14 protein-coding genes are annotated in these 14,573 nt (G+C 65.8%); 8 read left to right on the top strand and 6 right to left on the bottom strand.

Going from position 1 to position 14,573, the window contains the following annotated elements; genetic code table 11:
- Positions 1–2 precede the first annotated feature (2 nt).
- The 8 genes from ASD67_RS02535 to ASD67_RS02500 all read left to right on the top strand — a co-directional run bounded on the left by ASD67_RS02535 (position 3) and on the right by ASD67_RS02500 (position 9,566).
- Positions 3–851, top strand: a complete 849-nt coding sequence (locus tag ASD67_RS02535) for a TauD/TfdA dioxygenase family protein (RefSeq protein WP_056342736.1) — start codon at positions 3–5, stop codon at positions 849–851.
- 21 nt (positions 852–872) lie between these two features.
- Positions 873–1,937 (top strand): 3-keto-5-aminohexanoate cleavage protein, encoded by a 1,065-nt coding sequence (locus ASD67_RS02530; protein WP_056342734.1) that lies wholly within the window; start codon positions 873–875, stop codon positions 1,935–1,937.
- A gap of 15 nt (positions 1,938–1,952) precedes the next feature.
- Entirely contained in the window at positions 1,953–2,537 is a 585-nt protein-coding gene (locus tag ASD67_RS02525) for an RBBP9/YdeN family alpha/beta hydrolase (RefSeq protein ID WP_056342731.1), read from the top strand.
- Positions 2,534–2,917, top strand: coding sequence for a carboxymuconolactone decarboxylase family protein (locus ASD67_RS02520; protein ID WP_200937972.1), 384 nt, complete (start codon positions 2,534–2,536; stop codon positions 2,915–2,917). The genes ASD67_RS02525 and ASD67_RS02520 overlap by 4 nt, the downstream gene beginning before the upstream one ends.
- Before the next feature lie 45 nt (positions 2,918–2,962).
- Complete coding sequence (locus tag ASD67_RS02515) at positions 2,963–4,261, top strand: MFS transporter (RefSeq protein ID WP_056342728.1); 1,299 nt, start codon at positions 2,963–2,965, stop codon at positions 4,259–4,261.
- 11 nt (positions 4,262–4,272) lie between these two features.
- A complete protein-coding gene (locus tag ASD67_RS02510) occupies positions 4,273–5,271 on the top strand; it encodes a YeiH family protein (RefSeq protein WP_056342725.1) in 999 nt (332 codons plus the stop codon).
- Positions 5,272–5,372: 101 nt separating this feature from the next.
- On the top strand, positions 5,373–7,727 hold the full coding sequence (locus ASD67_RS02505) for a TonB-dependent receptor (RefSeq protein ID WP_056342722.1): 2,355 nt from the start codon (positions 5,373–5,375) through the stop codon (positions 7,725–7,727).
- 366 nt (positions 7,728–8,093) lie between these two features.
- The gene (locus ASD67_RS02500; protein WP_156377536.1) at positions 8,094–9,566 is read left to right on the top strand and encodes an aromatic ring-hydroxylating oxygenase subunit alpha; all 1,473 of its coding nucleotides are present in this window, start codon (positions 8,094–8,096) and stop codon (positions 9,564–9,566) included.
- 38 nt (positions 9,567–9,604) lie between these two features.
- On the opposite strand, the gene ASD67_RS02495 is transcribed toward ASD67_RS02500, so the two are convergent.
- The 6 genes from ASD67_RS02495 to ASD67_RS23575 all read right to left on the bottom strand — a co-directional run bounded on the left by ASD67_RS02495 (position 9,605) and on the right by ASD67_RS23575 (position 14,563).
- Positions 9,605–10,909, bottom strand: coding sequence for a hypothetical protein (locus ASD67_RS02495; protein ID WP_156377535.1), 1,305 nt, complete (start codon positions 10,907–10,909; stop codon positions 9,605–9,607).
- Between the two features lie 51 nt (positions 10,910–10,960).
- The gene (locus ASD67_RS02490) at positions 10,961–11,194 is read right to left on the bottom strand and encodes a biotin/lipoyl-containing protein (RefSeq protein WP_056342711.1); all 234 of its coding nucleotides are present in this window, start codon (positions 11,192–11,194) and stop codon (positions 10,961–10,963) included.
- Between the two features lie 20 nt (positions 11,195–11,214).
- On the bottom strand, positions 11,215–12,138 hold the full coding sequence (locus tag ASD67_RS02485) for a MaoC family dehydratase (protein WP_082544782.1): 924 nt from the start codon (positions 12,136–12,138) through the stop codon (positions 11,215–11,217).
- Between the two features lie 83 nt (positions 12,139–12,221).
- Positions 12,222–13,211, bottom strand: coding sequence for an alpha-ketoacid dehydrogenase subunit beta (locus tag ASD67_RS02480; protein ID WP_056342708.1), 990 nt, complete (start codon positions 13,209–13,211; stop codon positions 12,222–12,224).
- Positions 13,208–14,203: a thiamine pyrophosphate-dependent dehydrogenase E1 component subunit alpha gene (locus ASD67_RS02475; protein WP_056342705.1), complete on the bottom strand. Its 996-nt coding sequence runs from the start codon at positions 14,201–14,203 to the stop codon at positions 13,208–13,210. The genes ASD67_RS02480 and ASD67_RS02475 overlap by 4 nt, the downstream gene beginning before the upstream one ends.
- 129 nt (positions 14,204–14,332) lie before the next feature.
- Positions 14,333–14,563 (bottom strand): AMP-binding enzyme, encoded by a 231-nt coding sequence (locus ASD67_RS23575; RefSeq protein ID WP_235535540.1) that lies wholly within the window; start codon positions 14,561–14,563, stop codon positions 14,333–14,335.
- Between the last annotated feature and the right edge of the window lie 10 nt (positions 14,564–14,573).

The raw sequence follows: 14,573 nt of genomic DNA, 5'->3' as shown, positions 1-14,573 counted from the left end.
CGATGAAGATCGAAAAGCTCACCACCCATATCGGTGCCGAAGTCCGCGGCATCGACCTCGCCGAAGCGGCGCGCAGCGATGATCTGTTCGGCGAAATCCGCGCCGCGCTGCTCGAGCATAAGGTCTTGTTCCTGCGCGATCAGGACATCGCGCGCGCCGATCATGTCGCCTTCGCGAGCCGCTTCGGGGCGCTCGAGGATCACCCGGTGGTCGGCAGCGACCCCGATCACCCGGGGCTGGTCCGGATCTACAAGGACGAGACGTCGCCGCCCGACTATTATGAGAATAGCTGGCATTGCGACGCCACCTGGCGAGAGGCACCGCCGCTGGGCGCGGTGCTACGCTGCGTGACCTGTCCGCCGGTCGGCGGCGACACGATGTGGGCGAATATGGCGAAGGCCTATGCCGACCTGCCCGACCCTGTGAAGGCGATCATCGCGCCCTTGAAGGCGCGCCATTCGATCGAGGCGAGCTTCGGCGCGCGGATGAGCGAGGAGCAGCGTCATGCGCTGAAGGCACGCTTCCCCGATGCCGAGCATCCGGTCGTCCGCACCCATCCCGAAACCGGCGAGAAGATCCTGTTCGTCAACGGTTTCACGACGCATTTCACCAACTTCCACACCGCCGAGAATGTCCGCTACGGCCAGGATTACGCGCCGGGGGCCAGCCAGCTCCTCGCCTTCCTGATCGGCCGCGCCGCGATCCCCGAATATCAGGTGCGCTGGCGCTGGCGTCCGAACAGCGTCGCGATCTGGGATAACCGCTCGACCCAGCATTATGCCGTGATGGATTACCCGCCCACGATCCGCCGCATGGAGCGCGCGGGCATCGTCGGCGACCGCCCCTTTTAACGATCGACAAGGAGAGAGAATATGCAGTTTCTCGACGACAGCCTGCTTCCCGAAACGCAGGACAAGCTGGTCATCACCGTGGCCCCCTATGGCCCCGAATGGCACCCCGACGATTTCCCCGAGGATATTCCGCTCACCATGGAAGAGCATATCCAGAAGGCGGTCGACTGCTACAACGCCGGCGCCACCGTGCTCCACCTCCACGTCCGCGAAGAGGATGGATCGGGGTGCAAGCGCCTGTCGAAATTCAACGAGCTGATCGCCGGGGTGCGCGAGCGCGTGCCCGACATGATCATCCAGGTCGGCGGCTCGATCTCCTTCGCCCCCGAAAGCGAGGAAGAAGGCGCCGAGGCGAAATGGCTGTCGGACGAGGTCCGTCATATGCTCGCCGACCTCAAGCCCGCGCCCGATCAGGTCACGATCGCGGTCAACACGACCCAGATGAACATCATGGATCTGATGACCGACGAGGAATATGGCCAGACCTCGCTCGCCAATCCCGCATTGTATCAGGCCTATCGCGAGATGGTGGTGCCCGCGGGGCCGCAGTGGGTCGAGGAGCATCTCCGCCGGCTGACCGCGGCGGGCATCCAGCCGCATTTCCAGCTCACCTGCATGCCCGACATGGAAACAGTCGAACGGCTCGTGCGCCGCGGGCTGTACAAGGGGCCGCTCAACCTCACCTGGGTCGGCATCGGCGGCGGCTTCGACGGGCCGAACCCGAATAATTTCATGGAGTTCATCCGCCGCGCCCCCGACGGGTCGACGGTCACGCTCGAATCGCTGATGCGCCATGTGCTGCCGGTCAACGTCATGGCGATGTGTCTCGGCCAGCATGTCCGCTGCGGCATCGAGGACACGCTCTACGACCAGCATGGCAACAAGATGACGTCGGTCCAGGGTGTCGAGCAGATCGTCCGTATCGCCAAGGAGCTTGGCCGCGAGGTCGCGACCGGCAAGGAAGCGCGCGAAATCTACAAGATCGGCGTGCAATATAATTCGGTCGAGGAAACGCTCGCCAAGCTCGGCATGGCGCCGAACCGCCAGCCCGGCCAGCGCGCGCTGCCGCTGCGCTACGCGGCCTGAGGCGGGAACGCGGCGATGGCCTTCGGCGGCGACACGACGATCCTCTTCGTTCCCGGCTTGCGGGACCATGTCGAGGATCATTGGCAGACCCATGCCGCACGGGCGATCCCCGGCGCGGTGACGGTCGCCCCGCTCGCCGCCGACAGGCTGAGCCGCGCGGGGCAAGTCGCGGCGCTCGACGCCGCGCTCCGCGCCATCGACGGCGAGGTGGTGATGGTCGCGCATAGCGCGGGGTGCCTGACGACCGTCCATTGGGCGCTCGCGCCGACACGGCCGATCCGCGCGGCGCTGCTCGTCGCCCCCGCCGACATCGAAAACCCGCTCCCTGCGGGTTATCCCGAACCGGCCGCGCTCAAGCAAGGCGGCTGGTTCCCGATCCCGCGCAAGCCCCTCCCCTTCCCGGCGATCACCGTCGCGAGCCGCAACGATCCGCTCGCGGCGTTCGATCGGGTCGCCGGGTTCGCCGACGCGTGGGGCACGGCGCTGCACGACGCCGGTGAGGTCGGGCATCTCAATCCGGCGGCAGGCTATGGTCCATGGCCCGAGTTGTTCGGGTTGCTCGGCCGGCTCGACGATCATGCCCGGAGGGCGGCGCTGTGACCGCCACCCCGATCAGCGACGCGATGCGCGCGGGCGGCCAGTGGAACGCCGCGTGGGACGAGATGGCGGCGCTTGATCCCGAATGGCTCGAAACCTTTCTCGCGGCGGGCACCTTGCCGCTGCGGCGCGGGGTGCTCGATCCCAAAATCTATGAATTCCTGGCGATCGCGGTCGATGCCTCGTGCACGCATATGTACGCGCCGGGCACGCGCCGCCACATCGCCGCCGCGCTCGATAAGGGCGCGACACCCGAGGAAGTGATGGCGGTGCTCGAAGCCGTCGCGGTGCTCGGGTTGCATTCAGTCGCGCTCGGCGCGCCGATGCTGGTCGAGGAAATGAAGGCACGCGCGCTGACGATAGCCGACGGCGGGGCGGACTGACATGCAATCGCCCGCCCATCCTCGAACAACGCAAGGGAGGCGGCAATGGCGGTAATGGCACCTGCGGCGAGTCCCGGCGTCGCGATGAGCGGCCCGCGCGATACGACGCTCTATGGCTGGATCATCTTCGCGCTGAGCTTCGGGCTCCTGATCTCGGACTATATGGCGCGGCAGGTGCTCAACGCGGTCTTTCCGCTGCTCAAGGCCGAATGGGCGTTGAGCGACGCCGAACTCGGGCTGTTGTCGGGGGTCGTCGCGCTGATGGTCGGGCTGCTAACCTTCCCACTGTCGCTCGCCGCCGATCGCTGGGGCCGCGTGCGCAGCCTCGCGTTGATGGCGGCGCTGTGGAGTTTTGCGACGCTCTTCTGCGCGGTCGCCGCGAGCTATGAGCAAATGCTCTTCGGCCGCGTGATGGTCGGGGTCGGCGAGGCGGCCTACGGCAGCGTCGGTATCGCGGTCGTGATCAGCGTCTTTCCGCAGCGGCTGCGCGCGACGCTGTCCGCCGCCTTCATGGCGGGCGGGCTGTTCGGCCAGGTGCTCGGCGTCGCGATCGGCGGCGAGATCGCCGCGAGCCACGGCTGGCGCACCGCCTTCGCCGCGATCGGGCTCGGCGGCCTCGCGCTGGCGATCCTCTATCCGTTGGTGGTTCGCGAGAAGCGGATCGCCGAGATCGCCGGGGCGGGCGCGCTCACCGCCCATGGGTCGGGGGCCGCGCCGCGCGCGTCGCTGCGCGCGCTGTTCGCCAACCGCAGCGTGCGGCTCGCCTATTGCGCCAGCGGCGTCCAGCTCTTCGCCGCAGGCGCGCTCCCGGCCTGGCTGCCGAGCTATTTCAACCGCTATTATGCGATGCCGGTCGACGCGGCCGGGCGCATGGCGGCGCTGTTCCTGCTGATCTGCGGCTGCGGCATGGTGCTGTGCGGCATGGCGAGCGACCGCGCCGCGCAGGGCCGACCCGACCGCAAGATATTGCTCGCCTCGGGCTATGGCTTCGGCAGCGCGATCGCACTTAGCTTCGCGCTGATGCTGCCGCCAGGGCTGCCGCAACTCGTGCTGCTCGGAATCGCGATGTTCCTCGTCGCCGGGACGACTGGCCCCGCCGGCGCGATGGTCGCGAACCTGACCCCCGCCGCGCTCCACGGTTCGGCCTTCGCGACGCTGACGCTCGCGCATAATCTGCTCGGACTCGCACCGGGGCCGATCCTGACCGGGCGGATCGCCGACACGGTCGGGCTGCTCGACGCGCTGCGTTTCCTGCCCGCCGCCGCCGTCATCGCCGCGCTGCTCTTTCTCGCCGCACGGCGCAGCTATCTCGCCGACCTCGATACGGTCGCATCGCAACCCTAGGAACCCGCCTCATGCCATCCCTTGTCACGCGCGTCGCCGCACCGGCGCCGGGCCTTGCCATCGCGCTCGTCGTCGCCGCGACCGCGACCTTCCTGTCCCAACATTATGACGCCCCGGTCATGCTTTATGCGTTGCTGCTCGGCATGGCGCTCAACTTCGTGACCGAAGCGCCGCGCGGACAGGCGGGGATCGACTTCGCCGCCAAGGGACTGATGCGGATCGGGGTCGCGCTGCTCGGCTTCCGCATCGGCTGGGATCAGGTCTCGGCACTCGGCTGGGGTCCGGTGGTGATGGTCGTGACACTGGTCGGCGCGACGATCCTGATCGCGACCCTCGCGGCGCGCGCGATGGGGTTCAACCCGCTGTTCGGCTTCCTGTCGGGCGGCGCGACCGCGATCTGCGGCGCCTCGGCGGCGATGGCGCTGTCGGCGGCGCTGCCCCCGAACGACCGGAAAGAGCAGGCGACCCTGTTCACCGTCATCGGAGTATCGGCGCTGTCGACGACCGCGATGGTGCTCTATCCGCTGATCGCGCGCGCGGTGGGGCTGGGCGATCATGCCGCCGGCATCTTCATCGGCGCGACGATCCATGACGTCGCGCAGGTCGTCGGGGCGGGTTATGCGATCTCGCCCGATGCCGGCGACACCGCGACGATCGTCAAGCTGCTGCGCGTCGCGATGCTGCTGCCTGTCATCCTCGTCGCCGGACAGATCAGCCGGCGCGAGGCGGGTGCGGCCGGGACCGAACGCCCGCCGCTGCTGCCCTGGTTCGTCGTCGCCTTCGTCGCACTGGTCGCGCTGAACAGCCTCGTCACGCTGCCATCAACGATCACCGAGGCGGGAAACACGCTGTCGAGCTGGTGCCTCGTCACCGCGATCGCCGCGATCGGCATGAAGACCCGGCTCGGCGACCTGGTGCAGGTCGGCTGGAAGCCGGTCGCGCTGATGGTCGGCGAGACCGTGCTGCTCGCAGCGATGGTGCTCGGCTGGCTCGCCATCGCGCCACTGTGACGCGCATTGCAAAAAACCTGTCGTGAAATGTGAAATATCGCCGCCCGAGCGCCGATAGCTTTCGATCAAAGATCGCCAATAGATCATCCTGGGAGGGAAATATGAAGACGATTACCTGCACGAGCCTTGCCGCCTTCGCCGCCGCACTCGCGGCCACGCCCGCCGCCGCACAAGACGCGCCCCCCGCCGACGTCGCGGCCGACATGGGCGACACGATCGTCGTCACCGCGCAGAAGCGCGCCGAGAATATCCAGGATGTACCGATCTCGATCGCGGCGGTCAGCGGCGAGGCGATGGAAAGCGCCAACGTCCTCACGGTGATGGACCTCAGCCGGGTCGCGACCAATTTCCAAACGGTGCGCTCGTCGAACACCGGCTCGACGCGTATCGGCATCCGTGGCGTCGGCAGTCTCGCCAACACCCTGATCGAACCCAGCGTCGCGGTGTTCGTCGACGGCGTCTATGTCCCGCGCTCGGGTTCGATCCTCGGCGCCTTCCTCGACATCGACGGGGTCGAGGTGCTGCGCGGGCCGCAGGGCACTCTGTTCGGCCGCAACGCCAGCGTCGGCGCGCTGTCGATCCGCAGCGCGCTGCCCGAGAATGAATTTTCGGGCGCGGTCTCGGCCGAAGCCGGATCGTTCGACCGCTACAAGCTGTCGGGACACGTCAATATTCCGCTCGGCGAAAACGTCTCGGCGCGCGTCGCGGCGATGGGCCAATGGTATGACGGACCGTGGAAGAACCGCTACGACGGCAGGACCTATGGCGGGTCCGACGACGTCGCGGTGCGCGGCACCGTCAAGGCCGAGTTCGGCAATCTCGAATGGATCGTGCGCGGCGATTATGTGCGGCTCGACGGCGACGGCGTCGTCAATTTCGACTTCGACCCTGCCTCGGTCGCCCCGGCGCGTCTCGCCTTCCTCCGCGCAGCATTCAGCGGTGGCCCCGACACCAATCTGAACGACCGGGTGATGAACCAGTCGGTCGCCTCGGGGCTGCTCGACAAGAATTGGGGCGTGTCGAGCACCGCCTCGCTCGACGTCGCCGGCGGATCGACGCTGCGCCTCGTCAACAGCTATCGCAAATGGACGAACGACCAGCTCGACGGCGACATCATCTTCCTGCCCGTTCCGCTTGCGACGCGGCGCAGCCTGTTCGATTCGGGCAGCTGGAACCACGAGCTGCAGTTCATATCGCCCGAACGCGAATGGCTGGACGGTCATTTCGACATGGTCGCCGGCGTTTATTATTTCGAGGAGAAATTTGCGCTCGGCGAGCAACTCAATATGGACACGCAATATTGCAACGTCCTCGTTCCCGCCGGGCCGGGGCGCACCGCCTGCGCCGCCTATTACGCCAGCACCGGCGGCATCGCGGCGACCGATCAGGATGTGTTCCAGAAGGTCCGCAGCATCGCCGCCTATGCGCAGGGCAACATCTACCTCGCCGACGCGCTGACGCTGACGCTCGGCGGGCGCTGGACCAACGACCGCAAGCGCGGCAGCTATTCGCAGCTCTCCAGCCCGTTCACCCAGACGATCCGCGCGCCCGAAGTGCTGGACTATCCCGGCCTCTCCGAAAGTCGCTTCACCTATCGCGTCAGCCTCAACTACAAGCCGTCCGACGATGTGATGCTCTTCGCCACCCATTCGACCGGCTACAAGTCGGGCGGCTATAATTCGGGCGGCGGCATACCTTCACTGTCGACCTTCGACCCGCAGGGCAATCTGATCTCGACGCGGCGCGTGTTCGATCGCGAGACAGTCAAGAATTACGAGTTCGGTGCCAAGACGAGCTGGCTCGACCGCGCGCTGACCGCGAACATCACCTTTTTCCGCATGGACATCGCGGGCTTTCAGGACCGCGCCTTCGACGGGGTCAGCTTCGTCGTCCGCAACGCCGGGAATTTGCGCCAGCAGGGTTTCGAACTCGACCTGCGGCTGGCCCCCAGCGACCGTTTCTCACTCTCGGGATCGCTCGCCTATCTCGACTCCGAATTCACCGATTTCAAGGGTGCTTCGGGGCTGCCGGGTATCGGCGGGACGCAGGATCTGACCGGCAAGCCCAACAGCTTCTCGCCCGCCTGGTCGGGCAATGTCGGGGTCGACTGGAATGGCGACATCGGGTCGAGCGGCTGGACCTGGGCGGCGAACGCCAATGTCTCGTTCGTGTCCGACCAATATGTCGGTACCGTCAACGACGCCAATCCGCAATCGATCGCCGACGGCTACGCCCTGCTCGGCGCTCGCCTGGCGCTGAACGGCCCCGACGACCGCTGGTCGCTCGCGATCTTCGGCAGCAACCTCACCAACACCCATTATCGCCCGCTCGCGGTCTATCAGCCGCTCGGCGGCGCGCTCGGCCTCAACAACGGCGCCTTCCCGGGGAGCACGGCGAATCGCGTCCTCGCGAACGAACCGCGCACCTATGGCGTCAGCGCAACGATCCGGTTTTGAAGCCAACGCTGCGGCACGTTGCTAGCGACGTCGTGCCGCAGTTGGCCGTTTGGAGACGGACCGCTTCTAGGCGCAAATCGCGCGAAGCAGACATTTGATCCTCAACAGTGCCAGCAAGTGGCCGCGCACGCTTTGCGGGGGGCCAGTGCCAACTCTTCGATGTTGGCGAAAACGCTTTCCAACGACCAGCGGAGATCGGTGATACCAGCGGCAAGGCAAGCGCCCGAAACGCGCTGGTATGCCGGTAAAGAAGTTCGTGCTTGCAGAAAACCTGCACGACGAATCGCAGATGCCGGAAGATTTGGGAAGCACACTCTCCAAACTCTTTGATTTTGATAGCGCGTTATACAAATCAATTGACTCACCTTGCGCGCCCGACCTAGCTTTGGCAGCGAACAGACGCTGGCGACCCCGTCGATCGGCGCAGCAATCCGGGAGCATATGATGACCGATCAGGCGATGAACTTCCGAGGCGACCGGCATCCGGCCGACTCCTATGAAGACGTGCTCGCACGCGAGGACCGCCCGATCCCCGCCTATATGCGCGAAGGCCGCCAGCTTGGCGACGGCGCGATGACCGTAGCGACCGAACGCTATTGCAACCCCGCCTTCGCCGCCAAGGAGGTCCGCCACGTCTGGCTGAAGACCTGGCAGTTCGCGTGCCGCGAAGAAGACATCCCCAAGCCTGGCGATTTTCACGTCTATGAAGTCGTCGGCAAGTCGCTGATCGTCATCCGCCAGGACGACGGGTCGATCAAGGCGCTGCACAATGTCTGCCTGCACCGCGGGCGCAAGCTGGTGTCGGGCAAGGGATGCCGCAGCGAGATCAAATGCCCCTACCACGCCTTCACCTGGGCGATCGACGGCGCGTACAAGAGCAATCCGATCCCGTGGGATTTCCCGCACATCGAGCCCGCCGAATTCCGCCTTCCCGAAGCGCGCGTCGACACCTGGGGCGGCTTCGTCTTCGTTAACTTCGATCCCGGCGCCAAGCCGCTGCTCGACGTCATAGCCCCGCTGGCGACCGACTTCGAACGCTTCGACTTCGCCAACCGCTATCGCGCGATCTGGGTCCAGAAAAAGTGCCGCTGCAACTGGAAGGCGCTGTCGGAGGCCTTCGCCGAATCCTTCCACAGCATCACCACCCATCCGCAGATCCTGCCCGGGATCGGAGACGCCAACAGCCAGTTCGACTGCCCAAACGATTATGTGTCGCGGCAATTCTCGGCCACAGGGATCGCCAGCCCCTTTATCGCGCCGCTGAGCGAGCAGGAGATTTTCAGCCATCTGACCGGCGCGCGCACGCGCATCACGGTCGACGGCGGCGCGCAGTTGCCCGAAGGCGCGACCGCGCGCTCGGCGCTCGCGGCGATGGCGCGCGAGAATCTCGCCGCCGAAACGGGCAAGGACTATAGCGACGCGACCGACGGCGAGATGCTCGATTCAATCCTCTACGACGTCTTTCCGAACATGGCCTTCTGGGCCGGCCATGTCTCGAACATCGTCTATCGCTGGCGGCCCAACGGACTGTCGCCCAACGAGGCGATCATGGACATCATGATCCTGAAGCCCGTTCCGGCGAGCGGCGAACGTCCGCGCCCCGCCCCCGTTTTCGAAATCGGGCTCGACGAATCGATGACGCTAGCCAACGACATTCTCGGCCCCGGACTTGCCGCGGTCTTCGAGCAGGACATGCTCAACCTGCCGCAGGTCCAGGCAGGACTCGAGGCGTCGGAGACCGGGCGCGTCTATCTTGGTCGCTATGCCGAGCAGAAGATTCGCGCGCTCCACCTGATGATCGACCGCTACATCGCCGCGGGCGAAGCCTTAGAGGCGTGACGCGGACGGTCTGAGCGCGCGGCCGGAAAGTCGCGCGCTCAGACCGGCGCGCGTTCGTCGACGCGCGTCAGCAGCTCGCCGATCGCATCCTCGACATTCGCCGACGAAAATTCATTGAGCATCACGGTCAGGATATGCTGCTGCGCGCGCGCGAGGAAGACATTCTGCAAGCGCGGGTCGAAGCGATCACGCACCGTGGGATAATCGGGGAGGTGCGTCGCGACGATCGTCGGCGCGTCGATCATCCAGTGGAAAGCATCGACGCTGATCGCGAGGCGGTACATGAAGCGGAATTCGTCGAGGCTGATCTGCGGGCCGCCGGCGGTGCGATACTGGTCAACGAACGCCTCCATCAGCGCCTCGCGCTTTGCGTCCATCAGGTCGAGTTCGGCGGCGCAGGCCATGCCCCAGAAAGCGCGCGCGATGTTCATCTGTCCTGCGCTGCCCCAGTCGAGGAAGCCGACGCCGAGGCGGTTCTGTTCGTCGCGCCAGAACCAGGCATTGTCGATGTTGATGTTCCAGTGGCACAGCGCGATGAAATCGGACGCGGCGTTCAGATAGCCATAGATCTTGTCCTGATGCTCGATCACGAGGCGCGTCTCGCGCGCGAAGCGATCGAGAAATTCGTCGGTCGCGAAATTCTTGGGCAGCAGGTGCGGCGCCTTTTTTGCATAGGCGCGCAGCCGTTCGATACGCAGGTCGACATTGGCCTGATCGTGCGGGAAGCGTTCGCCGCCGATCTGCCGCGGCCCCGGGAAGCGGAACTTCTCGGCGATCGTCGATCCCAGCTTGCCCGCGCGATGCTCGCCCGCGAGCGCCGCATTCGCACGGCTGACGACGAGATAGCGGTCGAACTGGTCGTCGAGCCGGAAATCCTGGCATTTCTCGAGTGCGGGTTCGATAGCGCCCTCGCCATAGCCAATCCGCTCGGTGATCAGGATGCCGCACAGCGCCTCGCTGTTGAAATCGGCAAAGAAGGCGGTCGGGATCGGCACCGGCAGCGGGGTCTGGATCGACAGCAGATAAAAGCGCACCTCGGCCTGCATGGGCCAGGTGAATATCTCGCGCTGCGGATGCCCCTCGTCGAGCGGAAATTTGACGAACAGCTGCCGCGCGAGCCCATCGCCGCGCGCATATTCGACATCGAGCAGCAATTTGCGCCCCATGCCGCCGCCGACGAATTCGTCGGCGCGCGTGATCGCGGTCACCCGGTCGTCGGCCGGCAGCGTGCCCACCGAATGAAAGGCGCGCGTCAGAAAGTCGGCGCCAACCTTGCGAAAGGATTCGATCGTCGTCGGAAACTCGGTGCCGGTTTCCTCGCCCGTTACCACTTCAGGAAGCACGATATTTCCTCCATTCGGACCCGCGGGACCGGATATCCGGCGCAGCCGGGATCAATGTTCGATGATGGCGACAACCTCGCCGACGGGATAGACCTCGCCGACGACGCCGAGGCGCTGGACCTTCCCCGAAACAGGGGCTTCGACGTCCTGCGCGGTCTTCTCGCTTTCGAGCGTGTAGAGGATCGCGCCCTCCGCGATGTCGGCGCCATCGTCGACATGCCATTCGACCAGCGTGCCTTCGGACATGCCGGCGCCGAGGCCGGGAATGCAGATTTCGGTTTTCATAGTCGCTCCCGATGATGATGTCATGAAAGGCCCGGTGCGGCCGCCCCGGCAGGGACTGCCACCGGTTCGGAACGCGCTGCTGCCGGCCGCAGCGCGGTGCAGCCGTTGCGGATAACCGCGACGTCGCGCTCGACCGCCACCGCCCTGAAATCGACGCTGTCGCCATCAACCCACAGGTCGACGCGCAGCGTTTCGCCGGGAAACAGCGGCGCCGTGAAACGCGCGCGGTGGCTGAAGATGCGGCTGCTATCGCCGCCCACGACATGCTGCAAAATCGCGCGGCAGGTCATGCCGAAGGTGCAGAGCCCGTGCATGATCGGCCCCGGGAACCCGACGCGCATCGCGACTGCCGGGTCGGCGTGGAGCGGGTTGCCGTCGCCGTTCAGCCGATAGAGCAGCGCCTGGTCGCGCCGCGTCGGCATCGACACGCTGATGTCGGGCGCGCGCGCCGGCTCGTCGGCCTGCTGTACACGTTCGGCGCGTGGTCCGCCGAAGCCCCCGTCGCCGCGCGCGAAGATCGTGTTGACCAGCGCCGCGACATCGGCGCCGCCCTCATCGGTCCAGCGTGTCTCGGTCACGACGACCGCGCCGCGCCCTTCGCCCTTGTCTTCGACGCTGATCGTGCGCGTGCTGGTGAACAGCGTGTCGGCGGGCCGCAGCGGGCGATAGATAAGAATCTCCTGCTCGCCGTGGACGACCTTCGGAAAATCGAAGCTGCTCTTCCGCAGCCCCGGGCCGGCGGCCAGCGGCGGCATGATGCTGCCGCCGAGCACCGTCACCGCCGTGGGCACGAGTTGCAGCCCCGGTTCGTACACGAAGGGCAATCCGCCCGCGTCCTCGCCCATTCCGATGCTCAGCGCGTAGAGGATCGCGTCCTTCGTCGTGTAGGAGAAGGAGCGCCGTTCGCTCGCTTCGCTCAATATGTCGGGGTAGTGGATCGGCACCTATTTTCCTTTGAAGCGGATGCGCCACCCGGCAGCCCGCTCCCCGCCAAAGGCCGGGGAAGCAGGTCCGCCGGGCCGCGCGCTTACCCCATGATCCGCTTGATCGCGGTGGTGACCTCGTCCTCGCTGTAGAGGAACGCCTGCTCGAGCGGCGGGCTGAACGGCACCGGGGAATATTTCGACCCGATCCGCTGCACCGGCGCCTTCAGGTCGCTGAACAGCTCTTCGTGGATGCGCGAGGAGATTTCGGCCCCGGTCCCGAAGGACTTGATCGCTTCGTGGACGATCACCGCGCGCCCGGTCTTGGCGACCGAGTTGAGCACGGTTTCCTCGTCGAACGGCGCGATCGTGCGCAGGTCGATGACCTCGACGTTGATGCCTTCGCCCGCCAGCCTCTCGGCCATTTCGTCCATCAGCCGCACCGGGCGGCCATAGGTGATGACCGAGACGTCGGAGCCTTCGCGGCGGACGCGCGCCTTGCCGAGCGGAACCTTGAAACCGGGCGCGGGCGCCTCGCCCTGCTGCGAGTACATCATGATGTCCTCGATGAACAAGGTCGGGTCATCGTCTTCGATCGCCGACAGCAACAGCCCCTTGGCCTCGGCGGGATTGGACGCCGACACCACTTTCATGCCCGGAACATGCGCGAACCAGGCTTCGAGCATGTCGCTGTGCTGGCCGCCAAACCCGACCCCCGCGCCCGTCGTGCAGCGCACCGTCAGCGGAACCCAGGTCTTGCCGCCCGACATGAAGCGGAGCTTCGCCGCATGGTTGACGAGCTGGTCCATGCACACGGTCAGGAAGTTCATGAACATGATCTCGGCGACGGGACGATAGCCCGCGATCGCGGCGCCGACCGCCGCGCCCATGATCGCCTGTTCGGCGATCGGCGTCGTGCGGACGCGTCCGGTGCCATATTTGGTCGACAGCCCCTTGGTCGCCTTGAAGACGCCGCCGCCCTGTGCGTCGGCAATGTCCTCACCGAGGATCATGACCTTGGGATCGGCCGCCATCGCCTCGTCGAGTGCCTGGTTGATCGCCTGCGCGAAGCTGATCTTGTCGGTGTTGCTCACGCGCGGATCTCCTCTTTCAGCACGTCGATCCTCAATTCCTCGAGGCCCGGATATTCGCTGGACAGCGCATGTTCGACCGCCGCGTCGAGCTCGGCATCGATCGCCGCCTCGATCGCCGCGATCTCTTCCTCGCTCACCCCGCGATCGAGCAGCAGCGTGCGAAACGCCGGGATCGGGTCATTGGCCTTCGCTTCATCCTGCAGCTCCTTCGGAACATAGGAAAAATCGGCGCCGAAGGTGTGCCCGAGCATGCGATAGGTCATCGCCTCGATCAGCGTCGGCCCCTCGCCGGCGCGGGCGCGGTCGACTGCGGCCTTGGCGGCGTTATACATTTCAATGGGGTTGTTCCCGTCGACCTTCACCGCCTCCATGCTGTAGCCCGGCGCGCGGTCGATGATCTGTTTCGCCGACGTGCTGGCGGCATAGGCGGTGTGTTCGCCGTAACGATTGTTCTGGCACAGGAAGATCACCGGCAGCTTCCACAGCGAGGCGAGGTTCAGCGCCTCGTGGAACGCGCCGATGTTGGTCGCACCATCGCCGAAGCAGACCACCGTCACGCGGCCATCGCCCGATTCCTGAGAAGCGAGTGCCAGTCCGTTCGCGATCGGCAGGCCGGCGCCGACGATGCCCGTCGTGACCATCACACCCGTGGCGGGATCGGTGATGTGCATCGGGCCGCCCTTGCCCTTGCAGGTACCGGTCACCTTGCCGGTGAATTCGGCCCACAAATCCTTGAGCGGAATGCCCTTGGCGACCTGATCGTGCACGCCGCGATAGGTGGTCACCAGATAATCGTCGATGTTGAGCGCGCTCATCATCGACGCCGAGAGCACTTCCTGGCCGCGCACCGGATAATAGACGAGCCGCAGCTTGCCGCTCATCAGCATCTGCCGAAACCGTTCGTCGGTCTTGTAGACCCGCATCGACCGGCGGAAAATCTCGATCAGAGTCGCACCGTCGATATCATTGGCCTGGTCCAGTTGCTGGGCCATCCGTTCATCCTCCCTCGTCTTTCGGGTCCCCGCGCACGGCGGCGATACCCGGAATCATCTTTTTGACAATCTATCATGCGTTATAGAAATGGCGAAGGCAAGAGACCATCCGGCGCTTGATCGCGACCGTCATCCGATCGTCCTGTCCGAGGGCCAATAGGGCGCGCGAAGCTGGCGCTTGTTGACCTTGCCCGCCGGATTGCGCCCGACGTCGTTCACGAAATCGATCGTCCGCGGACATTTATAGGCGGCGAGCTGGCCGCGCAGCCACGCAAGCAGCGCCTCGGCTTGGGGGGGCGTCACCGGGTCGCGCGGAATGACCAGCGCCTTCGCCTCTTCGCCAAGGTCGGCGTTGGGCACGCCGATGACG

This window comes from Sphingopyxis sp. Root1497 (assembly GCF_001427085.1).
Taxonomy (GTDB): domain Bacteria; phylum Pseudomonadota; class Alphaproteobacteria; order Sphingomonadales; family Sphingomonadaceae; genus Sphingopyxis.
Note: the sequence above shows the minus strand (reverse complement) of the source record. Positions and strands in the feature narration are given on the sequence as shown.